A 26,576-nucleotide genomic window follows, 5' to 3' on the forward strand; every position below is an offset into this window, starting at 1 on the left:
ACGGAACGGGGTGGTCTGCGTTCGCGTGACCCGCACGCGGCGCCTCGAGAATGGGGTGAGGGTCACGTGCCCAACGTGACCCTCACCCCAACCTGGACCCCCCGGCCCGCGTGCGTCGCATGCACCTGATGGCGCTGCGACTTCTCTCTCTTTGACCCCTCGAGCGGAGCGGCTACCTTGTAGCCAGGCCGGCTCGATTCATAACGGCGGCTTGCCCTAGTGGCGTCGGCGCAGGAGGAAACGCCGACGCCCTCAGCTAGGGGCTTGAGCCGTTCGTCCGGCAATGGCGGGAAGCTTCGTTCCCACCTGCCGTTCGGCATGGTGACGATCGCTCGTGATCGTCACCGACGTCCGCAGCTCGGCTTCGGGTTTGGCGATCCCGAAGCCTTGCACGTGGCTCGCGCCAAGTGCCTTCAGTGCCTCGCATGCGGACGCATCCTCGACCCCCTCGGCCACCACGAACTCGAAACGATCCCGCGCCCTTTGGATGAACTCCTGGGCGCCGTCTCGCAACACCCCCTCCGAGTAGAGAGCCGCGCGAACTACGCTGCGGTCGAGTTTCACGCCGTCCACCGGAGTGCCGAAGCGTAAGCGGCCGTCCAGGTCGGTGGGCGTGACGTCGTCGAGCAAGACTGCCCCGCAGCGCTCCCTGAGGACGGCAAGCTGGCGTGCCAGTGCCGGCGACTCCTCGGGTTGCGCCTCCACCACCTCGACGTAGAGCCGCCTCGTCACGCTCTCCAGCATCCCGGTCACCGTGCACAGCGTCACCGGGAGCAGAAGCTGGCCGGGAGTGAGGTTGATGGACATGCTCACGCCGGGATTCGTGGCCAGTGCTTGCGCCGCGCGCAGGAGGGTGAAGTGGGTGAACGCCTCCCTACGGCCCGGCGCCAGCCAGTAAGGCAGGATGTCGAGCGGACCCCGAACGGTGCCGTCGGCCAGCCGCCAGCGCACGAGCGCCTCGGACCAACCGGCCGGAGCGGCCCCAAGGGAGGCGATGGGTTGATAGAAGTGCTGGAGGTCGTCGAGTTCTGGGCTCATCGGGGGAAAGGGAAGCGCTTGCCGCTGCGGTAGATCGGGCGCCCGGTCGAGCGTGGTCAAGCCGGCAGCGACGACCATGGCAGGTGGCTCAGCCGACGTCCCACTCGCCGGGCAGGTTGCTGGTGCCTGCGAAAACGGCGCTGGACGGCGAGTAGGCGGCGAAACTGCCGGCCGCGAGGCCGGAGACTGCGAGGGTAACGAGGAGAGCGGCGGCGATCTTCTTAAGGTTGCGCATGGTGGGGAACACCTCCGTGACGTTGTAGTGAAGTTAATCGAAGGTGCGCTTCAAAGGCGCTTCACCGGCCGGCGCCGTCGAGTGAAGCGGTGGCGAAGCGCGGCAGCGCCTAGCATCAGGGCCATAGCGCCTGGCAACTGGGCACAACAACAATGAGAGAAGAGGATGGGATTGCCTATGGATCAAGAACTAGCCCTGCGCCAACTGCAGGCCACCACCTCGTTCACGTTCGTCGGTGACAAGGTCCTGCTGCGCAACACCACGCTTATCGAAGCCGTCGCCAAACTGCAGCGTCAGGCCGACTTCCCCTTCGCACTGAGCGCCCAACTCGCCGGTATGGCGGTGGGCAAGCAGCCTTCCTCCGCTAGCCACTAGACCCCAAGGCCGTTACGTTCGGCCACGTTGCCGGGCAAACGCCTAGCGCCTCCCGCTAGGCGAGCCGATCAGTGGCTATCCTGAAGCCATGTGGCTCCCGCGCCTCGTCAGCGCCATCGAGGGGTCGGACCGCCCGGTCGTCCTGACGGGCGGCGAAGCCTACGGGACGCCCTTCCTCATCGAGGCGTTGAGGGGCCGCCACCCGGTCGCTTGGTTCGAGGTCGGGCGCGGCGCCGTCGGCGACTCGGTGGCGCAGGGCAACGCGCTCGCGCGCGCCGTCGACGACGCCATAGGTACCCGCCTGCTCGGGGCGGCGCTGCCGTACAAGGCACATCTGGCCGCCATGCGGCACCACGCCGCAGACATCGGGCCGCTGTGGCTCGCCATGACGACCGAGCTCGTTGACGAACCGCTACTGGATGACCTGCTCCAACTCCACGGGGGCGGGTTCAGGGTCCTGCTGGACCTGCGAGGTGAGGCGACGCCCTCCGGCGGGCGGCCCCGGAACTCGCTGCCCCGGACCCCGACGGTCCTGGGCCCCGACGAGTTGCGCGTGTCGCTCGAGGAGGCGGAGCTGCTCGTGCCTCGGGCGGTACCGACCGGGCAGGTAGAGGCCCTGTGGCACGTGGCCGACGGCCGCATAACCGAGCTGCTCAGGCGGGGGAACGACCTGGCGGGTATCCCTGCTCCAACGGTTCCCAGCCCGGCCGGCGCCCTCGTCGACCCCCAGGACGCGCGGCTCGTGGAGGCGCCGTTGGCGATCCAGGCCCTGCGGCGCGAGGGTGAGTACGTGGCGGCACTGGAACTGGCCACACTCAAGGCCCCCGAGTTGGTGGACGATCTCCTCAGGCAGGCTGGGCCGCGTTTCCAGGAGGACGGACTGTTGCTCCGCTTGCACCTGCTCCTCTCGGCGCTTCCCGAGGAGTACTCGCGCTCGGAGAGGGTGTTGGAATGGCGCCTGGTGGCGGGCTTTGCCGCAGCCGACGTGGCGGACGTGCTGGCGGACGTCGACTCCTACCTCGCCGTTCACGTGGCGCCGGAGCTGAGGGCCCGCCGCGCCGGCGCGCTGCCGCTTCAGCAGGGGTTCGAGTTGGCCAAGCAGGCAGTCGAGGCGCGCCGGACGCCCCTGACCCTGTGGCAGTACGGTCGCCTCCATCCCGACCCCGACGAGGCTCTCAAGGTCCTCCGGGAGTCCGTGCAACTGGCCGACGACGTGGGGGGACCCTACGACCTGGTGCGTAACGCCGGCATGCTCGTCGCGCGCCTCGGCCGCATGGGGGACTACGCTCAGGCCGCCCGTTGGGCGCGGTGGACGCTCGACGTCTTCGACAGGGGAGACGTCGTCGACGGCGCCAGGCGGCTCCAGGTCGTGAACGACCTGGCGATGGCCAACATCATGAGCGGTGACCTCGTGGGCATGCGTGGCGTGCTCGAGAACGCCCAGGCGCTTGCCGAGGGCAACCTGCCACAGCTGTCCATGTTGTTGCGCGGCACCTTGGCGGCCCTGGAGCTGGCCGAATCCGACCCACGGGCCGCGCTGGAGCTGGCGTTGGCCAATTACCACGCTAGCCCCAGGCGCGCGCGCGCCATCCACGGTCAACTGCTGGTTCGCGTGCTGCTCGAGCTCGGCAGGCTCGACGAGGCAAGGCGCGTGGCGGAAGACGTGGTGGGGCTGGCCGAGCAGTCGCGCGGTTACGAGTGGACCGTCGCGCGCCTCGCGCGCGGCATGGTCGGCGCGGTCTCGCAGGCAGAGGGCGCCGCTGAGGACCTGCTCGACGCGGTGCTGGCCCCGGACCTCGCCGCCGAGCACCGGTTGAGCGCGGTCCTTCACTACCTGCTTGCCGCCGAAGGCGGCGGGGCCAACCTGCCGCGAGACACCTTGGCCCTCGTGTCGAGCGCCTCGATCACGGCGCTAAGGGTCGCTAGTGGTCCCGAAGAGCTCTTCGCGGCGGTCTGGAGCAGCGTCTCCAAGCCCCAGGCGAGCCTGCGCCTGGAGCTCCTGGGAGAGCCGGTGGCGCGTTACGAGGGCAAGAGCAACCCGCTCCCGCAGCGACTGGCGGAGGTGACCGCCGCCCTGGTGGCCAACCCGGATGGGATCGCCCTCGAGGCACTCAACGACTACCTCGTGCCCGACGGCCAGGAGCCGTTCACGAAGAGCGGCATGCGCGCCATGATGACCCGCATGCGCAAGTTCTTGCCGGTGAGCGACGCGCCCTACCGCTTCGCCGTCCCGTTCTCCTCGGACCTGCTCGAGCTGCGCGCCCACCTCGCCAAGCGCGAGGTGCGGCAGGCGGTCGCTTTGTATAGGAGCGCCCTCGTGCCCCAGAGCCAGGCGCCCGGCTTGGTCGAGGAACGGCTCAACCTGGAAGAGGAACTGCGCCAGGCGGCGCTCGAGGCGCGCGACGCCGATGCGCTCTTCTCCCTGGCCGAGCGCTTGGCGGACGACCTCGAGTGTTGGGAGGGGGCTGCGGAAGTGCTGTTGCCGAGCGACCCGCGGCTCACGGTGGCGCGGGCGCGAGTAAGGCGGCTGCGGGAGGCCTATCAGGCGGGCTGATGCTGGCACCGAAGAAGGTCGCCCCATGGCACGAGGCAGCGCACCAGATCAGCGCGGCTGATTGACAAGTGCTCGGGAGCGCTAACAAGAGGTGGTCGGGTGCTCATGGCCGGAGGTGTGTCCGGTTTGTCATTGCACGCACCTTTCGGCCCCCCTAGAATCCGACGGTAAACACCAAGCTCGGGAGGTACTGCATGTCGTACGCCAGAATCCTGCTGGCCACTCTGCTAGTGGCCGTGTTGGCCGCCTGTGGGGGGCCAACCACTCCTCCAGTGCCGCCTAAACCCACCATCAGTGCGGTCACGCCGGCGGTCGCTCCTCGCGGTGGCGCCATCGTAGTCGACGGTGCCGACTTCGGCACCAGCGGCAAGCTCATGGTCGGAGGCGTCGAAGCCGTCGTCAGCAGTTGGGCCAACGACAAGATAGAGGCCACGGTGGCAAGCGGCACGCTGGACGGCTGGCAGGACGTCGTGGTAGAGACGGCCGACGGCACGGACGACTTCTCCCCGTTCTTCGTAGGCGCGGAGTACAGTGGTACCGCGAGCGGCCTTCAGGCTTTCCTGGACGGGCTCGACAAGGGCACGGCCGTCCTGCTGCAGGCGCAGACGTACGACCTCAGCGCGGAGACCGACGAACTGCTCCTCGACAACCACGGGCTTTACGGTCGCGGTGAGACCCAGACGACGGTCAAGCTGTCAAATACCGGCGGTGCTATCGTCCTGTCCGATTGGGGCGCGACCGTGACGATCGCGGATCTCGCGATCGAAGGCGACTTCATCGCCTTCTTCCACGGCAACGCGGTCAAGACACTCGCGACGCTCAGTTCGAACATGCTTACTGCCATGCCGTTGAACGAGGCCATGGTGACCCGCACCATCTCCCCACCACAGCCGTCCGGGATGACCGATGCTTGGAGCACGGAGACGTTCTCCGAACTCGGATCCCCGGTTGACGTCGTCTCATCGCCGGGAGCGCTCACCACGACCACCAGGGCACCCCGGGTATTCACTGCCAAGGCGTTGGCTCACGCACCCGAGGTCGCACTCGAGCCCGCCGGCCTTTCGACGCCGAAGATTACCTTGCAAAACGTCAGCTACTCGGATGTCTTGGGCGGCGGGTCCTTCGGCTTTCCGATGTTCTTGATCCCCACGCTCGACATCACACTGACCGACGTCACCATCGATGCCGGAGACAGCACAGTGGCCCTGTTCTCCGGCCGCAATGTGACGCTCGAGCGGGTCGACGTCACCTCGGACCTGGCTTGGGTCGGGTCGTATGGGGGGACGCTAACGGTGCAGGACTCGACAGTAGAGTCGGCGACCAACGTCTATCTCTTGGCTGAGGCTGGGATGAAGGTGAACGGCTCCACGGTTCGTGCGGCCGACGGGATGATCGATGTCGTCGGGGCCGCAAGCGCCTTCTTTGGCGGCGGCACGGATCCCACTGGTGGATTCATAGAGTTCGTCGGCAGCACCATCGAGGCGCTCGACGGCAACCTGGCCGACGGCACCGTAAACGGGTTCATGATCTTCGAGACGCAGTTCGCGCCAATCAGCCTGACCGATAACGTCCTCATCCGCTCGCACGACGCGACGGTCATAATCACGCAACAGAGCTTTAACGGCGAGGGTGACATCACGCTCGCGGGCAACGGCGACGTGCGAGCGGGCGTGTTCAAGAGTGAAGATCCCGTCAACTTCCGCTCCGGTGAGATCTATGTCTACACCGGAGGCGGCGGGTCGCTCGCAGACGTCGTCAGGCTCGAGGGCAACACTATGGCTGCCACGGCTACGCTCGTGGTCGACCTGAGCGGCAGTTCGAGCCCGGGCTTCCTTTCAGCGAGCCACAACACGTTGACCGCGGGAGACGGCGAGAACGACGGCCTCTTACAGTTGATCGCCGGCGCTACGGGCCAGTTGAGTTTGGAGGATAATGTCGTCTCGGCTGACGGGACGATCGTTTTCGTGGCGCCAGACCTGTCGGGAACTACCGCCGTGCTGGCAGGTAACACCATCTCGGCCGTCGGTGCAGGGTCACCTGCGGTCATCTCACAGTTGAACGGTGGGTCTTGCGAGATGGCCGGGAACACTTTCGAGGCCGAGGACATAACTGCGGTCAACCCCGCCGTGGTGTTCCTGATATGCACCGGTGCCGACCCACTCGTGGACACCTTCACGGTTACGGGCAACACCATGACTACTAGCGGTAACGGCGGCTCGAGCTTGCTGACGCTGTTCAGCGCCGGCGAGTTGACCATGGCCTCCAATCAGGTAGCTACGGAGGCGACGTTCCAGGTGACGGCGGCTGACGTCGGCGTGGTCTCCGCGAACGACATCCAACTAGAGGACGGCTACTGGATAGTGTCAGGCGGCTCCTCGAGCGATCTGACGGTCGATGCGAACGTTGTCACTTGCGAGGACCCGATCGCCTACGGCCTGTTTGTCTCCGGTGTCGGGAACACTGTCGTGACAGGCAACGAGTTCACCGTCAACGGCACGCCGGCTCCCTCCGCCGTCGCGCTCGCGTTTGCCACCAGCGGCGCACCCATCACGGTCGCCGCCAGCGGCAACACTTTCACCAACTTCAGCCGCGCGCTCTACGTCGCCGACCAAGCCACAACGGCCTGGGGCATCACGGCCACGGTCGAGGACAACGTCTTCGACTTCCCCATCGACGCGGCGCCGAAAGCCGCCGAGCTTTTCAACGTGAAGAGCGCGATCGACGCCCGCAACAACCAGTGGGGCACGAACACGAGCGCCGCCACGGTGACCACCTACGTCACCCTCAGCGGTGACACCGTGGCACAGGGGGGCAGCATCCTACTGAATCCGATCACCTTGCCCTGAGGTTCGAGGCAACCTAGTTCCATCCCATCGCGCGCGGGCCCGGTCCGCGCGCGATGCCGTGGCCGGCGTCGGGCGCAGGCGAGGCAGCGTGACCACCCTGCGTTAGGCTCATGTCCCATGGAGCCGAGGGGCACTGCCGCGCGCTTCGGGAGGGGCCTGTTGGCCAGCGCGCCAGTAGCCCTCGCCTACTTCCCGGTCGCCGTCTCGTTCGGCGTGGCGGCCGCCAAGGCGGGGTTCTCCCTGCCAGAGGCCGCGTTCATGTCGATAGTCATCTACGCAGGCGCCAGCCAGTTTCTCGCCCTGGCGTTGCTGGCGGGAGGGGCGTCCCCGGCGCTCACCGCGATCTCGCTCCTGGCCATGAATGCCCGTCACGTGCTCTACGCGCCCGCCCTGCTGGAGGGGTTGCGTCGCCTAGCCGACCTCCGCGCCCCTCGCCTAGCCGACCCCCGCGCCCCTCGCCTAACCAGCGCCGCGTTCGACGCGCCTGACGCGACCCTCGCCGACTTGCGTGTGCCACCCCGTACCCGCGCCGACCTCCGCGCACGTGGGGAGGCCCGCGCCGACTGGCCGCCCACGCGCTGGTCGTGGTTGTGGGCCTTCGGCCTCACCGACGAGGTGTTCGCCGGCGCCCTTGGTAGGGTCGCGGGGCGAAGGCTGAACTGGAGCGAAGCGTGGCAGACGGGTCTGGGCCTCGGGGCCTACCTTGCTTGGGTCGGGGGCACGACATTAGGCGCGGTCTTGGGCGCTGGGGCCTTCGAGCGCTGGCCGGCCATCGACGCGGCCCTCGGGTTCCTGCTGCCCGCCCTCTTCCTTGCGCTCCTGCTTGCCATGTTCGAGGGGCGGCACCTGGCGGCGGCCGTGGTCGCGGTGGCGGCGTTCGCGCTCGGATCGGCGCTGGCCTCTCCCAGCACAGGGATCTTAGTGGGCATGCTGGCGGGCGGGTTGGCCGGCGTCCTGTCCTCGGCCCGGGGTGAACGTTCTGCCGGCCCCAGTGCGGGCGGCGCGCCTTGAGCCTCGAACTGGTGGCGGTCTGCGCCGTCGTGGGCGTCGGAACTTACCTGTTCCGCTACCTGCCAACGCGCTTGGGCGCGGGGCGTACGCGCGGGCGCTTCGCAGGACCGCTCGGCGCTTTCCTCGGAAGCGTCGGCGTGGCCGCCGTGGCTGCGCTGCTCGCGGCCTCGCTCGAGCCCTACCTGGTGCCGTTCGCCCGCGGCGTGATCGCAGCTGGGCCGAGCCCGGCCGAGGCACGCGCCGCCATAGCGGCCGTGCTCGGAGCTCTTGCCACGGCCGCCACGTTCCGGTGGTGCAAGGACGTCGCCGTCGCGACCCTGACGGGAGCGCTCGTCTACGGCGTAACGTGGTGGTTGACGTGAGCCCTCAGGCCGAAGACAACAGCGCGATGACCCACGTGAAACATCTGGCGGAGACCATCGGTCCGCGGGGGTCGACGACGCCCTCCGAGCGGCAGGCGGCGGAGTACGCCGCGGCCGTCATGCGAGGCGCGGGTCTCGAGCCCCGCCTCGAGGAGTTCACCTCGCCCGTCTCGGGTTGGCGGCCGTTCGCGCTGGGCGCGACCGTTGCCTTGGTGGTCACCGTGCTGCTGCTGCTTTCACCGGGCCTTGCCGGCGGTCGTTGGTTGGCCGCGCTCCTCGGCTTGGTCATGCTCGCCACGACCGCCTCGGTCTTCCTCGAGATGTACTTCCGGCCCAACCTGCTGCGGCCGTTCGTGCGCAAGGGCACGAGCCAGAACGTGTGGGCGGTGATACCTGCGGTGACCCGCGCCGCGGCCGCCACGGCGCGGGTCGTGCTCGTCGCCCACCTCGACACGCACCGCACCCCCTGGGTCTTCATGAGGCCCTGGCGCCTGCGGCTCTTCAGCACGGTCACGGCCCTCGGGGTGGCGGCGTTCGTCATCACGGCGCTGGTCTGCCTGGCGTACGCAGCCACGGGCTGGTCTTGGTTGGTCTGGGTGGCGCTGTGCCTCGCCCCCGTCCACCTGGTCGTGCTGGCGCTCACGCTTCAGCCCGACACGACTCCGCATACGGCGGGCGCCAACGACAACGCCAGCGGCGTCGGGGTGGTGTTGAGCTTGGCACAGCGCCTGGCGCGAGAACCCCTGCAGCACACGGAGGTCTTGGTCCTGGCAAGCGGCTGCGAAGAGGTGGGGTCGGTGGGCTCCAAGGCCTTCATAGTCAGGCATCCGGACCTGCTCGAGGGCGCTTTCGCCATCAGCGTCGACAACGTAGGTGGGCGCGGAGTGGGCGTGTGCTACACGAGCCTGGAGGGCATGGTGTTCCCCTTGAGGCCGTCACCCGAACTCTTCGCGATTGCCGAGGAGATCCGCGTTGCGAACCCCGAGCTCGAGGCCTACTCGCAGCCCTACACCACGCTGCACACGGACGCCACCTGTTTCATGGCGAACGGTGTGCCCTCCCTATCGTTCGTCGGCCTGACTCCCGGAAGCGTCATCCCCGATTGGCACCAGGTGAGTGACGTGCTCAAAAACGTTGACCCCGGGACCGTTTCGCGCACCGAGGAGTTCGTCTGGCGGCTGCTCGGGAGTCTGGATGCCCGTATCCGCGGCTGACGGTGACACGCCCGCCACCGCCATGTCGGCCGTAGCCTCGCCGGTCTCGACCCCGACCGGTTCCAGCCGAGTGCCACCCCGGACCCGAGGGCACGCCGGGCTATAATGCAGCCTCGAAACGTTGAATGGAAAGGCGGGAAACATGCGCGGAAGTCCTCTCGCACGTAAACGGTTCGTCACTCTCTTGCTTGCGCTGCTGCTGGCTGGGGCCGCGGCGGCCGAACGGCTCGTCATCACGGTCCCCTCCGGGCCACCCGAGTACGTGACGGGCGGCGACGCCCGCCTCCTGATCGAGGTGCCCCAGGGCGTAGAGCTGAGCGCCGTGAGCGTCTGGCAAGGCACGAAGGACGTCACGGCCGACTTCGCTCCCTACCGCAAGGGTCACGCACTCGAGGGTCTCGTCAGCGGCCTGCCGCTGGGTGACACGGTGATCACCGTCCTGGCGGGGCTGTACAAGGATCGGCTGACGCTGACCAACCACCGAAGCACGGACGCCATGTTTTCCGGACCCCAGCAGGAGCCGTTCTTCTGCGCCACCGAGAGCCACCGCGACAGGGCCGCACTTGGCGACATCCTCGACGACGACTGCTCCATGGAGACGCGCGTCGACTTCTTGTACTGGTCCACCGCCGCCGACGACTTCCTGCCCTACGACGCCGGCGCGGCGCGGCCCGACGACATGGCCACCGTGACGCTGCCCGACGGCCGTGACGTCGACGCCATCGTGCGCTGGGAGCGGGGCACCCTCGACCGCTTCATCTACTCCATCGCCATGCTCTCGCCCAACGGCCAAGACGCCGCCACGCCCGACCTCAGCGCTTGGAACCGTCGCCTCATCTATCAGTTCCAGGGCGGCGTCGGCGTGGGCCACTATCAGGGAAGCCCGAGCCGGGGCTACATGCTCAACCCGACCTACTTAGGCCTCGGTTACGCCATCGCCTACTCCACCGGGACCAAGACGGACGTGCACTACAACCTGATCGTGGGCGGCGAGACGGCGCTGATGGTCAAGGACCGCTTCGTCAGCGCGTACGGCGTCCCCGACTACACGGTCGGTCTCGGCGGCTCCGGCGGGGGGATCCAGCAGTACATCTACGGCCAGAACCTTCCCGGCCTCCTTGACGCGCTGATCCCGCAATACCCGTACCCCGACATGGTGACCCAGACCATCCACGTTGGCGACTGCGAGCTTCTGGAGCGCTGGATGGACGCCAAGGTGGCTCAAGACCCCGACTCCAAGTGGGCCACGTGGAGCAACCGCACCATCCTCGAAGGCATGGCAGCCTGGGACGACATCCCCAACCCCTACTTCGGTGGCGAACCGGGCCTCACCGAATGCATCAACGGCTGGCGGGGCCTCAGCCCCCTCGCCCTGAACCCCCACTTCGGCACTGCCCCCGGCATCACGGCCGAACAGCAGGCCGCCGTCGACTGGACTCACTTCGAGGACGCCGTGCAGGTCTACGGGCGCCGGGCCGACGGCTACGCGCGCAGCACATGGGACAACGTCGGGGTGCAGTACGGCCTCGTCGCCCTGAACCAGGGCCAGATCACGCCCGCGGAGTTCCTCGACCTCAACGCGTTCGTGGGGGGCTGGAAGGACCAGTCCGAGATGGTCCAGGAGGGCTGCCCGTTCATCGAGCAGCTGTGCGACGACCCCACGCAGTTCGACCCGTGGAGCTCGCGCAACATGAACCTGAGCCCGGACGGCCTCACACCCGCCCCGCGCACCGCCGCCGACCCGGGAGCCATCGACGCCGTGCTGAGCAGTGGACTCTACTTCCGTGGCGAGCTGAACCTGCCCACCATCGACGTGAGGCACTACCTCGAGCGTGAGCTGGACATGCATAACACCAGGCAGTCGTTCGTCATCCGCGAGCGTATAAAGCGCAACGGCTCTCCCGAGGGCAACCAGGTCATCTGGTTCGTCGACGCGGTGCCCGGCGAGCCCCGCTACGACCCGACCCTACAGGCGTTCCAAGTCATCGATCAATGGATGGCCAACCTCGAGAAGTACCCCGGCATGAGCGTGGCCGAGGCGCGACCCGCGCGGGCCGTCGACTCCTGCTTCGCGGCCGATGGTGAGTTGCAGTACGCGGGCGCCGACGCCTGGTGGGGCATCATCGACGACCACCGGGCCGGCCCCTGCGCGGAGCGCTACAAGATCTACGGCACGTCGCGCACGCAGGCCGGCGCGCCCTTCACGGGTGACGCCTACAAGTGCGACCTGCAGCCCGTGCGCGCCGCCGTCGCTTCCGGCGTCTACGGCGACTGGCGCCCGACCGACGCGCAAGTGGCGCGGCTCGAGGCCATCTTCCCGACGGGAGTGTGCAAGTACTAGAGCGACTTCAATCACCTAGGTCAATGTCGCGCTGTTGAAACACGTGAGATGCTGGCCGGCATGACACTCACTCGCCACGACCTCGCCGCCTGCTTCGTGCCCGACCCCTCGGGCCCGAGCAGGCGGGTTCTCGTCAAAGAACCCGGCTTGACGATCCTCCACCTGACGATGGGACCGGGCCAAGCCATGCCGGTCCACAACCACCCCGGTTGCACCGTGACCATCCAGTGCATGGCGGGGGAGGCATGCGTCGTGTTGGAGGGCGCAAGCTACCCACTCAAGACGCACGAGTTGTTCAGCTTCTCCGGTGAGCTGATGGTGCGGCCCTGCAACGAGTCGGACGAACCCGCAGCGGTGCTCATCACGCTGGCCGAGGTGACCGACCGCGCCGCCTGAGGCCTAGTTCCGGCGAGGCGGCCGGCGTGGCAAGATCACTCCGGCCAGCACCAACACCGTCGAGACCGCGCTGACGGTCACGCCGACGATGGCGGCTATGCGGATGATGATGCGTTCCGCCGGCAAGGTTATCTCGGTGAGCGGGGCTCCAACGACCAGCGCCGACGCCAGCATGAGGCCCACCAGCGAGATGCTCAGCACCATGCGCCTGAAGCCCCGCTCGAAACCGCGCTCCACCGACTCGAGACGGTAGGTCAGGTTTCCCACGTCCATCTGCAGGGCGGTGCGGCCATGCTCGAAGTCCTCCAGCAGGTTGAGCGCCGCCCCCACGAGGTTCGGTACACGGCCGATGGCCTCGCGCGTCCACGGCTCGAGGACGTCGGGCACGAACTTACGCGGGTCGAGGCGCCTGAGGACCAGGTCGCGCAGCGTGCGGTAGGCGATGTCCACCACCTCGTCCGCCTCCTCGCCACCCATCAGCGTGCGCATGATGCCCTCGCCCTGGCCCATGGCCTTGAACGCCAGCGTGAACTCGCGCCGCAGCCTCAGCCCGTGGCGCATGAGCAGCGTCACCAGCTCGCTCAGGAGCTCGCCGACGTCGGGGTTCGTGGGGTGCAGTAGGAGGTGGCGGTTGAGCAGGCGCCGCACGTCGCGCTCCAGCGCCGCCGAATCGACCGAAACGTTCGGTTGACACACGGAAAGCAACACCCGCGCGGTGGGGCCGGCGGCGCGGTCGTGTAGCGCCCAGATGAGTTGCGCCAACCGAACGCGGTCGCCGCGCGCGAGCTGGCCCACCTGGCCCATGTCGAGGAACACGATCTGCCCCTGCTGGCGGTCGTACCAGACGTTGCCGCCATGCAGGTCCGCGTGGAAGAAGCCGTCAAGCACGACCTGCTGCAAGAGCACCTCGAAGAACTGAAGCGCCAACTTGCGCCGCCCACGCTCGTCCAGGCCGAGGGCGGTGACGTCCGTGATCTTCTTGCCAGAGACTCGCTCGAGCGTCAGGACCCGGCGGCTCGACCAGTCGCCATAAACCGCCGGCACGTGCACGAACGGGAACTCCTTCAGGTTGTGCCTGAGCTGCTCGGCCTGATACGCCTCGTTGTCGAAGTCGAGCTCGTCGACGACCAAGTCCGCGAACTCGTCGAACAGCGGCGAGAGCCCCAAGCGGCGCACCCGCCCAAGCCGCGCCTCGAGGGTCGCGATGAGGTCTCGCAACACGTTCAGGTCGCCGCGCACCTGCACTTCGATGTTGGGGCGCAGCACCTTGACCACTACCGACGTCCCGTCGGGCAAAGTGGCCGCGTGCACCTGGCCCATGGACGCGGCGGCCAGCGGGGTGGGATCGAACGTGGCGAAGGCTTTGGAGAGGGGCATCTTGAGGTCGCGCTCCACGAGCGCAGAGGCCTCCGCGAACGTGAACGGCCGCACGTGATCCTCGAGCGTCTCGAGCTCCGCGCGCCAGGTTGGCGGCAGCACCTCGATACGGCTCGCCACCAGCTGCCCGAACTTCACGAAGGTCGGCCCCAGTTCCTGGAGCATGAGGCGCAACTTCACGGCCGCGCTTCCCTCGACCAGGCGCGGCCTCAAGCGGTAGAGGATGCGCTTCATGAAGTTGCGGACGGGCCCCAGGAACGTGTAGCCGAGCGCTATGTCTATCAGGTACGAGCGCAAGATGGCGATCAGTTGCACCGTGCGCAGGTTCTCCACCAGGCGGTTGCGCTCCCCGCCCGGCAGGCGCTCGAGCCAGCGCCAGTAAGCCGGCGAGGCCCGGGACTCGGCTGGCTTGCGGGGGCTGTCGAAGCCGACGATGGCGTCGAGCACGAACACGAGCACGCCCATCAGCACCGCACCCATGAAGGCCGTCGTCAGGCGCCCCAGGGGGTCCGCCCAGCCCTCTCGCGCCAGGTAGCTTAGACCTAAGAAGATGAGGACGTCGACGACCATGGCGATGAGGCCCAGTGACCAGATGTAGAGGCGGCCGGTGAACACGAGCATGACGGGGCGCACGAAGGAGTGGAGCGCGCCGAAGACGAGGCCCACCAACAAGTAGGCGAGCAGTGGCGGCAACGCCGCCGCCGGAGCGTCGCTGCCGCGCGCCAGTAGGCCCGGCACGACGTTCAGCACCACCGCAGCGGAGAGCGTGTAGACGAGTAGTCTCACCAGGAAATAGATCATCGGCTGCGCACCGGCATGCCCAATATTGGCACCTCGCGCGCGGTGCGTCGCCGGTAACCGCCCCTCGGACGCCTCAGGGGCCGTGTCGGCTTCGGCTGCGGATCAGGTAACGAGGGTCGCGAGTCATCCGAACGGCGGATGCGCCAAGGCGTTCCCCGACCTAACCTGTTGTCAAGGAGGTAGTCATGAACGAGGCCACAGGCAGCAACGAGAACGGCGGCGGCCAGGGAGCCGACCACGGGTCCGGTGCCGGCACCGCCGGCAGCAGCGAGTCGCGGACCAGGGACGGCCGCACCACTACGGAGGAGTTCCGCGTATCCGGCGAGGCGGTCGTTTCCAAGGTCAAGGAGCTCGTGCGAGAGGGCAACGTGCGCCGCATCGTCATTAAGAACGACGACGGTAAAGCGCTCATAGAGATCCCGCTCACGATCGGGGTCATCGGCACCGTGCTGCTGCCCGTCTGGGCGGCGGTGGGCGCGATAGCCGCGATGGTCGCGCACCTGACGATCTCCGTCGAGCGCGTGGTGCAAGACGAGGAGCAGCCGCAAGCCTGAGTCAGTAACTGGGCCGAGCCCGAAGCGAGACTGACCACGGAAGATGCGCGGGTGCCGGACGCGCGGGTGCCCGACGCGCGGGTGCCGGACGCGCGGGTGCCCGACACCAGGATGCAGGAAGGGCGGATGCCGGGTGCGCGAGCCCCCGACGGGCGGCCAAGTCTCTTGGTCCTGCTGCCGACCCGCCGACGCTAACGGCGCCCGCGGTCCTGGCGCCGCCGGGCTCCGGTCTGCTCAGCCAGGTACCGCAACCCCGGCTGCAACGGTGGCCGCGCGCAGCACGTCGGCCACCAGGTCCTCGGCTGCCTCGATGCCCACCGAGAGGCGCACGAGGCCATCGGTGACGCCCTCGGCGGCGAGCAGCTCCTGGGGCAGAAGCTGGTGGGTCGTCGAGGCCGGGTGGCACGCCAAGGAGGCAACGTCGCCGAGCGATACCGCGTGGTCGAAGAGCCGCAAGGACTCGAGGAACGCGGCCGCCGCAGGCAGGCCGCCCTCCAACTCGAGCGAGACCATGCCGCCGAAGTCACTCATCTGGCCGGCCGCTACGGCGTGACCAGGATGATCCTCGAACCCCGGATAGTGGACCCGCGAAACGCCCGGCCGGCCGCGAAGCGCCTCGGCCACCGCGCGGGCGTTGCTGCAGTGAGCCTCCATGCGCAAGTGAAGCGTGCGCATGCCGCGCAGCAAGAGGTACGCCGCCTGCGGGTCCAGAGCGGCCCCAAGGTGGCGCAGGCCCTCCATGCGAACCTCGTGAAGGAGCTCGGCCGGACCGACCATCACGCCGCCCAGCAGGTCGCCGTGTCCACCAAGGTACTTGGTGGCGGAGTGCACCACGATGTCGATCCCGTGCTCGATGGGCCGCGTCAGGTAGGGGGTGGCGAACGTGTTGTCGGCCACGCTGATGAGGCCGTGCGTGGCGGCGACCCGCCCGACCAGCGACAGGTCGTGGACGCGCAGGTCGGGGTTGGTGGGCGACTCCACGTAGATCATGCGGGTGTTCGGACCCACCGCGGCCTCGAGCTCCGCGTCGTCCACCGCCCGTGAAGTGACGCCGAACCGCGGCAGCAGGTCGGTGAGCATGCCGCGCGTGCCGCCATACAGCGGTCCCAGCAGCAGCACCTCGTCACCCTGTTTCAATAGGCTCAAGAACGCGGCCGAGATTGCGCCCATGCCGGACGCGAAGGCCACGCCCTCCTCGGCGCCCTCGAGGGCGGCGACCTTCTCCTCCACGGCCCTCACCGTGGGATTGCCGATCCGCGAGTAGACGTTGCCCTCGGCTTCGCCCGCGAAGATCGCGGCGCCCCGGGCCATGTCGCCCAGCACGAACGTGCTGGTCTGGTAGATGGGCGTGGCGTGCGCCTTGGTCAGCGGATCCGCATGCTGTCCGGCGCGCACGGCACGCGTGGCGAACCCTCGCCCCGTCCCGTTATCGTTCATGCCTCAAGTCTAAACGGCCCGCCGGCCACCGAACGTCCGTCCAGGAAGCACGAGTGCACGGCGCGTGCGCCTCGGCCCTTTGCCAAGCGCCGGGGCGTAGGCGTAGAATGCCGCCACCGAACAATGGTGACGGCGGAACCCGTACACCTCTATATCTATACGCAGGGACGGTGGCTCGAAGATGATCGATACGGCACAGGAGCTTCTCAACTACGTCGGCGGCGAATGGCAGCGTTCGCGGTCCGGCACGCATCAAGACGTACACAACCCCGCCACTGCCGCGACGATCGCGCGCGTGCCCATGAGCGCCAAGGACGAGGTCGACGAAGCGGTGAAGGCCGGCGTGGCGGCGTACAAGGCGTGGCGCGAAACGCCCGTGGTCGACCGGATCAAGCCGCTATTCAAGCTGCGCGAGTTGCTCATCGCGAACGCTGACGAACTCGGCCGCACCATCACCAACGAGGCCGGCAAGACCTACGCGGAGAGCATGGGCGAGATGGCGCGCGGCGTTGAGAACGTCGAGGTGGCCTGCGGCACGCCTTACATGATGCAGGGCACCAACAACGAAGACATCGCCCACGGCATCGACGAGCACATGATCCGCCAGCCGCTCGGCGTGGTGGCGGCCATCACGCCGTTCAACTTCCCGGGCATGATCCCGCTGTGGTTCCTGCCTTACGCCGTGGCGACTGGCAACTGCTTCCTGCTCAAGCCGAGCGAGAAAGTGCCCATGACCACCCAGCTGCTGTTCCGCCTCCTCGAGGAGGCCGGCTTCCCGCCCGGCGTGGTGGGGCTGGTCAACGGTGGCAAGGAGACGGTCGACGCGATCCTGGACCACCCCGACGTCAAGGCCATCTCCTTCGTGGGCTCTACGCCCGTCGCGCGCTACATCTACTCCCGCGCCACCGCGAACGGCAAGCGGGCCCAGTGCCAGGGAGGGGCCAAGAACCCCGCCGTCATAATGCCCGACGCCGAGATGACGATGGCCACGCGCATCCTGACCGACTCCGCGTTCGGTTGCGCCGGCCAGCGTTGCCTCGCCACCTCGGTCGCCATCACGGTGGGCGACGCGCGTAAGGAGTTCACCGAGCGCCTGGTGGCGGCAGCCGAGCAGCGCAAGGTCGGGTACGGCCTCGAGAAGGGCGTGGAGATGGGCCCCGTCATCTCCGCGGAGTCACGCAGCCGCATAGCCGGCCTGATCGACAAGGGCGTCAGCCAGGGCGCCCGCCTGCTGACGGGCGGCGCTGAGGCCGCGGTGGACGGCTTCCGAGACGGTTACTTCATGCACCCGACGGTGCTCGATGACGTGGCCCCCGGCAGTGAGCTCGCCAAGACCGAGGTCTTCGGCCCCGTGCTGTCGATGATGCACGCCTCGAGCCTCGACGAGGCCATCAGCTGGGTCAACGACCGCGCCTTCGGCAACCAAGCCTCCATCTTCACCAGCTCCGGCAGCGCCGCCCGCCAGTTCCGGCACCAGGCGATAGCCGGCAACATCGGCATCAACTTAGGGGTCGCGGCGCCCATGGCGTTCTTCCCGTTCAGCGGTTGGAGCGACAGCTTCTTCGGTGACTTGCACGCGCAGGGAGCGCACGGAATCGAGTTCTACACGCAAACGAAGATCGTCATCGAGCGGTGGCCCGAGAGCTGGAGCCGCACCTTCTGAGTTGATCGAGCACGTTCGCGGTCGCAGTAGGGAGGCGGCCGCGGACGCTATCTAAACCTAGTCGGCCCCGTAACACACTGCCGGCGCCCTACGCCGGCGGAGTCCCAGGAGGAGCATGGAGCAACACGAGTTGTCGCTGGCGCAGCTACAGGACTCTTTCTCCGAGACCTATCCGCGCTACACGAAGAACGAAGCCACCGTGGAGGCCGACCGCTGCCTGTACTGCTTCGACGCCCCCTGCATAAAGGCGTGCCCCACGAGCATCGACGTTCCCACCTTCATCCGCCAGATAGCCAACGACAACCTGCTGGGCGCCGCTACGACCATCCTCGAGTCGAACCTCATGGGTCACTCGTGCGGCCGCGTTTGCCCGGTGGACGAGCTCTGCGTCGGCGCCTGCGTGCTCGGACGGGAACACCGCCCCATCGCCATCGGCCGGCTGCAGCGCTACGCCACCGACTTCGTCTTCGACAACGACATCCCGGTGTTCGAGCCCGGGCCCGACACGGGCAAGAGCGTGGCCGTCATCGGCGCGGGCCCGGCGGGCCTAAGCGCCGCCGGCGAGCTGGCCAAGCGCGGCGTTCGGGCCACCGTCTTCGAGCGTAAGGAGCTGGGCGGCGGCCTCTCCACCTACGGCATCGTCGTCTTCCGCGAGCCCACCCAGGTGGCCCTGGACGAGGTCGAGTTCGTAAGGAAGCTCGGGGTCGAGGTTCGCACCGGGGTAGAGATAGGGCGCGACGTCACCGCCCAGCAGCTGCTCAACGATTACGACGCCGTGGTATTGGCCGCCGGCACCGGCCGCGTGCCCGACCTGGACGTTCCGGGCGAGGACCTACGGGGCGTCGTCGAGGCCCTGCCGTTCATCGCGGCAACCAAGATGGCCGACAAGGACGGCCTGGAGGCCCTGAACGCCATCGAGGTCGGCAACGAGGTCATCGTGGTGGGTGCCGGCAACACCGCCATCGACGCCGCCACGGTCGCCAAGCGCTTGGGCGCCGAGCGCGTGACCATGCTCTACCGCCGCAGCCGCGAGGAGATGGGCGCGTACGACTTCGAGGTCGACTTCGTCCGCAGCGAAGGCGTCGACATCAGGTTCCAGACCCAGCCCGTGGAGTTCATCGGGGAGAACGGCAGACTAAGGGCCGTGCGCTGCGTGCGCACGCGCCTGGGCGAGCCAGACGAGGACGGTCGGCGCCGGCCGGAGACCGTTCCCGGCAGCGAGTTCCTGCTTCCCGCCGATCAGGTCATCAAGGCGATCGGGCAGGAGAAGCTCATCGCGCTCTACGACGCGGTGGGTGTCGACCACGTTGGTGGTTACGTGAAGACCGACGACGAGCTGCGCACCAGCAACCCCAAGGTGTTCGGCGCCGGCGACTGCGTGCGCGCAACCGGCCACGCCCTCACCGTCACGGCGGCAGAGGACGGCAAGATCGTCGCCCGCGCCATCGCCAAGCAGCTCGGCCTGCCCGAGCCCGAGAGCGCCCCGGGCGCCACCCGCGGCCGTTTCCTTCACGAGACAGTCAACGAGTTCGGGAGGATCCATGGCTGACCTGACTACCGACTTCGCGGGGATAAAGAGCCCGAACCCCTTCTGGCTCGCGTCGGCCCCGCCGACCAACTCCGCCTATCAGATCAACAAGGCCTTCGAGTACGGTTGGGGCGGCGCCGTGTGGAAGACGATCGGCGACCCCGTCCTTAACGTCTGCAACCGTTACGGCGCCTTCGAGTACGCCGGCAACCGTCTCGTGGCCATCAACAACGTCGAACTCATCTCCGACCGCCCCATCGAAGTGAACCTGCGCGAGATCCGCGAGGTCAAGAAGCTTTGGCCCGACAGGGCCGTGATCGTCTCGGCCATGGTCTCCAGCAACGAGGCGGCCTGGAAGCAGGTCGTGCAGCAGATCGAGGACACGGGTGCCGACGGCATCGAGCTCAACTACGGCTGCCCGCACGGCATGAGCGAGCGCGGCATGGGTGCCGCCGTCGGACAGGTGCCCGAGTACTGCGAGATGATCACCGGTTGGGTGACCGCGGCCGCGAGCATCCCCGTGATCGTGAAGCTCACTCCCAACGTCACCAACATCGTGCCGCCGGCTCACGCGGCCATCAACGCCGGCGCCGACGGCATCTCACTCATCAACACCATCAACTCGATCGCCGGCGTCGACCTCGACAGCTTCGAGTTGAGGCCCAACGTGGGCGGCAAGGGCAGCCACGGCGGTTACGCGGGGCCTGCGGCTCGCCCCATCGCACTGCACCTGCTCTCGCAGGTGGCTGCGGACCCCAAGTACCAGGCTGCCGGTATCCCGATCTCGGGCATGGGCGGCATCGAGACGTGGCGCGACGCGGCCGAGTTCGTCCTCCTGGGTTCGACCAGCCTCCAGGTCTGCACGGCCGTCATGCATTACGGCTTCCGGATCATCCACGAACTGTGTGACGGGCTGTCCAACTGGCTTGACGACAAGGGCGCCGCCTCGCTCGGTGAGGTCGTGGGCGCGTCGGTAAGCCGCATCAGCAACTTCGGCGACTTCGACCTCTCGTTCAAGTCGGTGGCCGTCATCGACGAGGACAAGTGCATCCAGTGCAACCTCTGCTACGTGGCCTGCGACGAGGGCGCACACCAGTGCATAGACCTGACGGCCGACGGCGTGCGCGTGGATCCAGCTACCTACACGGGCAGCGCCCTGCTCCAGCCGATAGTGCGCGAGGAGGACTGCGTGGGTTGCGACCTCTGCAGCCTCGTGTGCCCCGTGGATGCGTGCATCACCATGGTCGAGCGGCCGCCCGAGCGCGCGCCCGTGACGTGGAACGAACTCACGCGCACTCGGCCGGAAGTGACCACCGATTGGGACGCGATGATCGCCTACCGCAAGGAAGTCGGCATCGAGATCCACTGAGGACCGGGCCGCGTGAGGGCGCGCGCAGCGCCTTCACGCGGCCCACAGGACAACCGCGAAAGGACGAACGTGAGCCTGCTTATCAAGAACGGCGAGATTGTGACGGCGGCCTCCCGCATGCGGGCGGACATATATTGCGAGGACGAGACCATCACGCGGATAGGCCAGAAACTGGACGCCCCGGCCGGCGCCCAGGTGATAGACGCTACCGGCAAGTACGTATTTCCAGGTTTCATCGACCCACACGTGCATATTCACTTGCCGTTCATGGGCACCGTCACCAAGGACACCCACCGCACGGGCAGCCAGGCCGCACTGGTGGGCGGCACGACGACGTTCATCGAGATGATGGCGCCCAACCGGCAGGAAGACCTCATGAAGGGCTACCGCCACTGGAACGAGCTGGCCGGGGGTAACAGCGCCTGCGATTACACGTTCCACGTCGGCGTCACCAAGTTCGACGACCAGACCGAGGCGCAACTGCGCGAGATCGTGCAAGACGGCATGACCTCTTTCAAGGTCTTCCTCGCCTACAAGGGCTTCTTCGGAGTCAACGACGAGGAGCTCTTCAAAGCCCTCACCTTGGCCAAGGAGCTAGGCGTCCGGGTAACGGCCCACTGCGAGAACGACGAACTCGTGGCGCAACTGCAGGCACAGCTCCTTGCGGCGGGCAAGACGGGCCCCGAGTGGCACGAGCCATCGCGCCCCGAGCGCGTGGAGGCCGACGGCACCAGCCACTTCGCGGCCTTCCTCGAGATCACCGGTGCCAAAGGCTACGTGGTGCACCTCAGCTGCGCTCCGGCGCTCGAGGCGGCCCTGGCGGCCAAGGAGCGCGGTGTGGACATCGCCATCGAGTGCGTGGTGCCGCACCTCGTCCTCGACAAGTCGTACGCCGAACGCCCCGATTTCGAGGGCGCCAAGTACGTCATGTCGCCACCATTGAGAGACAAGCGCAACCAGGAACCCCTGTGGCACGCGCTCAACGCAGGGCTCGTCGACACGGTGGCCACCGACCATGCGCCCTTCGACTTCAAGGGTCAGAAGGACATGGGCCGCGGCGACTTCACCAAGATCCCGAACGGCATACCCACCATCGAGGACCGCGTGAACCTCCTCTACACGTACGGCGTGAGCCGCGGGCGGCTCTCGCTGGAGCGCTTCGTAAGTGCGGCCAGCACCCGCGCCGCTCAACTCTTCGACCTCTACCCCCGAAAGGGCACGATCGCGGTCGGCTCGGACGCCGACCTCGTGGTGTACGACCCCACCTTCCGGGGCCGCATCAGCGCCGAGACTCAGACCATGAACGTCGACTACTCGGGTTTCGAGGGCGTCGAGATCGACGGGCGCCCCAGCGTGGTGACCGTCCGTGGTCAGGTAGCCGTCCAAGACGGCAAGTTCGTGGGCGACCCGGGGCGCGGCAAGCTGCTGCGGCGCACGCCGACGAAGTAGGGAGACAGTGACCGAGGCCCCCGCAATCATCGAAGTCGAAGGCGTCAGTAAACTCTTCCGTGTCGGCAAGACCGAGGCGGTGGCGTTACAAGACGCCGATCTGCAAGTAGCCGACGGGCAGTTCGTGAGCCTGATCGGACCATCCGGCTGCGGTAAGACCACACTGATGCGGCTCGTGGCGGACCTGATAGAGCCCACCAGCGGCCGCATCACGGTGGCGGGCAAGACGCCCAAGGAGGCGCGGGCCTCGCGCGAGTACGGCTACGTCTTCCAGGCGCCCGCCCTGTATGACTGGCGCAACGTACTCAGCAACGTCATGCTGCCCCTCGAGATCATGGGGTACTCCAAGGCCAAGCGCCGTGCGCGGGCCGAGGAGATGCTCGAGATGGTGGGTCTCGAGAGCTTCCACCGCTCCTACCCCTGGCAGTTGTCGGGCGGCATGCAGCAACGCGTCTCGATAGCCAGGGCTCTCGCCTTCGACCCCAAGCTGCTGCTGATGGACGAGCCCTTCGGCGCCCTCGACGAGATCACGCGCGAGGCGATGAACTTCGAACTCCTGAGGCTGTGGAGCCAGACGAAGAAGACGGTCGTGTTCGTCACGCACTCCATCGCCGAGGCGGTCTTCCTCTCCTCTCACGTCGTCGTGATGACGGCCCGGCCCGGGCGGATCAGCGAGACGATCGAGGTCGACCTCCCCTACCCGCGAGGCACGGAGACGCGCGAGAGCGAGCGTTTCTTCGACCTGACGACGCGCGTGCGCGAGGCGTTGCGCGAGGGCAAGGAGGGTGCGGAGGTCGCTGCGCCCGGCCCCGAGCGCCGCCCGGTGGCCAAGGCAGGGTACTGAGTGGCGGCCGCCGTCCCTACGGCCTCGCCCCGCGGCAAAGGCCGCCTGGCGGCGGCGCTGCCCGTCGTGGCGGTTGCGGCCATCGCGATCGCCCTCATGTACCCGCTGGCCCTCCTGCTGGGCCTGCCGTTGGCCAAGCTGCGCATGGACAACGTCGCGAACTGGGTAAGGCTCGTCTCGGCGCCCCACGCCCTGGCGCAGGCGCCCAGCGACCCCGCTGCCGGCGCGGCGGCCGGCACTCGGCTGGCGTTCGGTGGGGTCGGTCCGGACTCGAGCGCCGAGCGCTCCGTGCTCGTGTACGGGGGCGAGCCCCTGAGCGCGCGCTTCGACCTCATCGATGGAGAACTCGTGCTCGAGGACGCACTGCCGGGGCCACTCCTCGAATGGGGGTCCGCCCTCACCCCCGCGGGCGGTGGCGGGCTGATCTACCGGTTGCCCGAAGGCGCGAGCGTGGAGCAGGCGCTCTACCTGAACGGCCGGCTGTTGCTTCCCGGCGTCAGCCTGGCCGTGGAGCGGCCCGACGGCGTGCTGAACAGCTTCACGTTTCCAGACGCGGAGAGCGGTCCCGTCCTGGTGAACGACAAGGTCCTGCTGGAGGGTGAGGGGTTCGAGGCCGAGGGCAAACACGTTACCCTTGACGCCCCGGCACCTTTCAACGCCGTCGTCAGCCGCGTGAACGGCGACTACGCGCCGGTGGACCCGGCTACCGGCACCATCGTGCTGGCCGAGCCCTCGGGTGTCGCACCTCGCGTTGCCGACAGACAGCTGTCGCTGGGGGAACTCCTCGTGGGCGCGGTCGACGGCTCTAACCGGGTCTTCCAGTTGCAGCACGTTCCGCTGGTGGAGTCCGACCCCGAGCGCCGCATCATGCTCGACGGCGCCGAGCTGTCGTCCGCTGCCGAGCGACCTCAGGAGCGCGTCGACGGTGAGCGCGCCACTTTCACGTTCGCGGGCGATCGGGGCGTGGTCACCGTCGGTGGGGTCGAGGTCCTGGAGGGGAAGGATTTCACGCGCTCCGGCAACCAGATCACCTTCACTACCAGGCCGGCCCGTAACGCCGCGCTCAGGCAGTACCCCGATTACCTGGTCAGCGACCCGGCCAACGGCACCATCACGCTGGCAACGCCGCCGCAACCGGGCAGCGCGCTCTGGGCGGCCTCGTACACCTACTACGACCACCCCGCTTGTGGCGCTACCGAGTTCGAGTGCTTCCTCACGATGCCTCAGCACCCGATGCCGTTCCCGCACTGGATCGCCAAGCGCATCGGGCCGTTCCTCACCGCGTACCCGCTCACCGACTCCCGCAACGTGGTGAGAGCCACCCTCTACACGGCCGGTGGCACCCTGACGGCGCTACTCTTCGGCGGCATCTTCGGCGTGCTCCTCGCCATCTTGTTCGTGGCCATCCGGCCGCTCGAGAGTGCGCTTCTACCGTGGGTGATCGCTTCTCAGACGGTGCCGATAATCGCGCTCGTGCCCGTGCTCGTGCTCCTGTTGGGCAAGGCCGGGGTGACGGTGCAGACGAGCCTCGTACCGGCCGCCCTGGTCGGCGCCTACATCGCCTTCTTCCCCGTCACGGTGGGCACCGTGACGGGCCTGCGGGCCGTGGATCCCCTCTCCATCGACCTCATGAAGAGCTACGCGGCGTCGCCGTTCCAGCTCTTCTGGAAGGTCAGGTTCCCGGCGGCCGTTCCCTACCTCTTCATCAGCCTCAAGCTCGGCGCGGCGGCGGCGTTGGTGGGGGCGTTGGTCGCCGAAACCGAGTCGAACAACAGGCTAGGCCTGGGCTACGCCATCGTCGGGCAGGTGCAGGCCGGAAACGTCTCCGACGTCTGGATCTTGCTGCTCATCTCGGCCGCTCTCGGGATCACCCTCGTGGCCATAGTGGGCCTGTTCCAACGTTTCATAGCGCCATGGGAGCTCAGATGATGGGCGTGGAGGCGGACGGCGTGCGCACCGCGGTCCCTGGGGCTTCGCAAGCGGCGTGGCGGCCTCACTGGCCGACGCTCGCGCTGTTGGTGATCGCGCTGGCGGGCCTGGCCGGGCCGTTCGAGTCCGGAGCGGGAGCGTACCTGTTGACCGACTCCGGCGGGCCCCTGATCAGCGGTCTGGCGCTGCTGGTGTTGCTCGGCGCGGCCGTCCTGCCGGCGGCCTGGGGCGGGCCGTGGACGGTGCCGATCGCCACCCCCCTGGCGCTCCTGGCTGGCTTCCTCGCCATGCTCGGGCAACGCTCGCTGCCTGGCGCCGCCGATTGGGGCTATTGGCTCACGCTCGTAGGCAGCCTGGCGGCGGCGGCCACGGCGGCCGGCCGCATAAGCGTCATCGAGCTCGAGAGCGACGCACCCCGCTGGCAGCACAGGCTCCAGGGGCTCGTGCCGGCCGCCACCGTGGCGTTCCTGGTCCTCCTGGTCTGGGAGGGCCTCGTGGTCGGTTCGCGGGTGCCCAAGGGCATCTTCCCGCGCGTAAGCGACATCTGGGCCGCTCTGCTTGGAACCTGGCGCGTGCTGCTAGCCGACGCCTACCTCACGTTCGTCAGGGAGGTCCTCTTCGGTTTCGCCGTGGGGCTCACGACCGGCTTCCTGGTGGGCAGCGCCATTGCCTTCAGCCGCTTCCTGCAGCGCGGGTTCCTGCCGCTGGCCACGGCGTTCGGCGCCGTACCCATCGTGGGGCTGGCGCCGGTACTCGGCCGCGCCCTCGGCGTGGACTGGGAGTCGAAGGCTGCCGTGGTCGTGATCGTGACGTTCTTCCCGGTCGTCCTCAACACGGTGCAGGGCCTCACGCTCGTGGACCCGCTGAAGTTGGAGCTGCTGCGTTCGTACGCCGCAGGGCCCCTGAAGGTGTTCTTCTCGCTGCGCGTACCGAACGCCCTGCCGTACCTGTTCAACGCCCTCAAGGTGGCCGTGGTGATCGGCATCGTCAGCGTGATCGTCGCCGAGTTCCTCATCCCGGGTCCTCCGAACGGGCTTGGGCAGCGCATCAGCCTGTCCGCGCACCGTGGCGCTTTCGACGTCGTGTTCGCAGCGATCTTCGTCTCCAGCGTCATCTCGATGGCGTTGTACGCCACCATCACACTATTGGAGCGCGTGCTCACGGCTTGGCACCCGTCCACGAGGGGGTCATGAGTATGTGAGTCGCCCGGCCCCCGCACCGCGCAAGTCCGGCAACAACGTAGGAATCTCGCT

The 26,576-nt window shown here is 67.9% G+C and carries 20 protein-coding genes; 16 read left to right on the top strand and 4 right to left on the bottom strand.

What is annotated here, in order from left to right; all coding sequences use genetic code 11:
- Window positions 1–252 precede the first annotated feature (252 nt).
- Window positions 253–1,038: an EAL domain-containing protein gene (locus tag ROY82_00900; protein ID MDT3681022.1), complete on the bottom strand. Its 786-nt coding sequence runs from the start codon at window positions 1,036–1,038 to the stop codon at window positions 253–255.
- A gap of 88 nt (window positions 1,039–1,126) precedes the next feature.
- Complete coding sequence (locus ROY82_00905; protein ID MDT3681023.1) at window positions 1,127–1,273, bottom strand: hypothetical protein; 147 nt, start codon at window positions 1,271–1,273, stop codon at window positions 1,127–1,129.
- 177 nt (window positions 1,274–1,450) lie between these two features.
- On the opposite strand from ROY82_00905, the gene ROY82_00910 reads away from it, so the two are divergent.
- The 8 genes from ROY82_00910 (at window position 1,451) to ROY82_00945 (ending at window position 12,372) form a co-directional block, all read left to right on the top strand.
- Complete coding sequence (locus ROY82_00910) at window positions 1,451–1,648, top strand: hypothetical protein (GenBank protein MDT3681024.1); 198 nt, start codon at window positions 1,451–1,453, stop codon at window positions 1,646–1,648.
- Between the two features lie 88 nt (window positions 1,649–1,736).
- A complete protein-coding gene (locus ROY82_00915) occupies window positions 1,737–4,202 on the top strand; it encodes a hypothetical protein (protein MDT3681025.1) in 2,466 nt (821 codons plus the stop codon).
- Between the two features lie 194 nt (window positions 4,203–4,396).
- On the top strand, window positions 4,397–7,048 hold the full coding sequence (locus ROY82_00920) for a hypothetical protein (protein ID MDT3681026.1): 2,652 nt from the start codon (window positions 4,397–4,399) through the stop codon (window positions 7,046–7,048).
- Window positions 7,049–7,165: 117 nt separating this feature from the next.
- Window positions 7,166–8,059 carry an AzlC family ABC transporter permease gene (locus tag ROY82_00925; GenBank protein MDT3681027.1) on the top strand — a complete coding sequence of 298 codons (894 nt, stop codon included), beginning with the start codon at window positions 7,166–7,168 and terminating at the stop codon, window positions 8,057–8,059.
- On the top strand, window positions 8,056–8,421 hold the full coding sequence (locus ROY82_00930) for an AzlD domain-containing protein (protein MDT3681028.1): 366 nt from the start codon (window positions 8,056–8,058) through the stop codon (window positions 8,419–8,421). Before ROY82_00925 ends, ROY82_00930 begins: the two co-directional genes overlap by 4 nt.
- Entirely contained in the window at window positions 8,418–9,635 is a 1,218-nt protein-coding gene (locus tag ROY82_00935; protein ID MDT3681029.1) for a M28 family peptidase, read from the top strand. The genes ROY82_00930 and ROY82_00935 overlap by 4 nt, the downstream gene beginning before the upstream one ends.
- A gap of 142 nt (window positions 9,636–9,777) precedes the next feature.
- Window positions 9,778–11,976 (top strand): DUF6351 family protein, encoded by a 2,199-nt coding sequence (locus ROY82_00940; protein MDT3681030.1) that lies wholly within the window; start codon window positions 9,778–9,780, stop codon window positions 11,974–11,976.
- 60 nt (window positions 11,977–12,036) lie between these two features.
- Complete coding sequence (locus tag ROY82_00945) at window positions 12,037–12,372, top strand: hypothetical protein (GenBank protein MDT3681031.1); 336 nt, start codon at window positions 12,037–12,039, stop codon at window positions 12,370–12,372.
- Window positions 12,373–12,375: 3 nt separating this feature from the next.
- Here ROY82_00945 and ROY82_00950 read toward each other — a convergent pair whose 3' ends face one another.
- Window positions 12,376–14,550: an AarF/UbiB family protein gene (locus tag ROY82_00950; GenBank protein ID MDT3681032.1), complete on the bottom strand. Its 2,175-nt coding sequence runs from the start codon at window positions 14,548–14,550 to the stop codon at window positions 12,376–12,378.
- Between the two features lie 185 nt (window positions 14,551–14,735).
- On the opposite strand from ROY82_00950, the gene ROY82_00955 reads away from it, so the two are divergent.
- On the top strand, window positions 14,736–15,104 hold the full coding sequence (locus ROY82_00955; GenBank protein MDT3681033.1) for a DUF4342 domain-containing protein: 369 nt from the start codon (window positions 14,736–14,738) through the stop codon (window positions 15,102–15,104).
- Window positions 15,105–15,338: 234 nt separating this feature from the next.
- Here ROY82_00955 and ROY82_00960 read toward each other — a convergent pair whose 3' ends face one another.
- Window positions 15,339–16,541 carry a PLP-dependent aspartate aminotransferase family protein gene (locus ROY82_00960; protein ID MDT3681034.1) on the bottom strand — a complete coding sequence of 401 codons (1,203 nt, stop codon included), beginning with the start codon at window positions 16,539–16,541 and terminating at the stop codon, window positions 15,339–15,341.
- Window positions 16,542–16,722: 181 nt separating this feature from the next.
- Here ROY82_00960 and ROY82_00965 point away from each other — a divergent pair, with 181 nt between their 5' ends.
- The 7 genes from ROY82_00965 (at window position 16,723) to ROY82_00995 (ending at window position 26,516) form a co-directional block, all read left to right on the top strand.
- Window positions 16,723–18,204: a CoA-acylating methylmalonate-semialdehyde dehydrogenase gene (locus ROY82_00965; protein MDT3681035.1), complete on the top strand. Its 1,482-nt coding sequence runs from the start codon at window positions 16,723–16,725 to the stop codon at window positions 18,202–18,204.
- Between the two features lie 115 nt (window positions 18,205–18,319).
- Window positions 18,320–19,753 carry an NAD(P)-dependent oxidoreductase gene (locus ROY82_00970; protein MDT3681036.1) on the top strand — a complete coding sequence of 478 codons (1,434 nt, stop codon included), beginning with the start codon at window positions 18,320–18,322 and terminating at the stop codon, window positions 19,751–19,753.
- On the top strand, window positions 19,746–21,101 hold the full coding sequence (gene preA / locus ROY82_00975; GenBank protein ID MDT3681037.1) for an NAD-dependent dihydropyrimidine dehydrogenase subunit PreA: 1,356 nt from the start codon (window positions 19,746–19,748) through the stop codon (window positions 21,099–21,101). Before ROY82_00970 ends, preA begins: the two co-directional genes overlap by 8 nt.
- 69 nt (window positions 21,102–21,170) lie before the next feature.
- Window positions 21,171–22,550, top strand: coding sequence for a dihydropyrimidinase (gene hydA / locus ROY82_00980; GenBank protein MDT3681038.1), 1,380 nt, complete (start codon window positions 21,171–21,173; stop codon window positions 22,548–22,550).
- Between the two features lie 7 nt (window positions 22,551–22,557).
- The gene (locus tag ROY82_00985; GenBank protein ID MDT3681039.1) at window positions 22,558–23,394 is read left to right on the top strand and encodes an ABC transporter ATP-binding protein; all 837 of its coding nucleotides are present in this window, start codon (window positions 22,558–22,560) and stop codon (window positions 23,392–23,394) included.
- On the top strand, window positions 23,395–25,323 hold the full coding sequence (locus ROY82_00990; GenBank protein ID MDT3681040.1) for an ABC transporter permease subunit: 1,929 nt from the start codon (window positions 23,395–23,397) through the stop codon (window positions 25,321–25,323).
- Window positions 25,308–26,516: an ABC transporter permease gene (locus ROY82_00995; GenBank protein ID MDT3681041.1), complete on the top strand. Its 1,209-nt coding sequence runs from the start codon at window positions 25,308–25,310 to the stop codon at window positions 26,514–26,516. The genes ROY82_00990 and ROY82_00995 overlap by 16 nt, the downstream gene beginning before the upstream one ends.
- Window positions 26,517–26,576 lie beyond the last annotated feature (60 nt).

This window comes from Truepera sp., from assembly GCA_032027045.1.
Lineage (GTDB): Bacteria > Deinococcota > Deinococci > Deinococcales > Trueperaceae > JAAYYF01.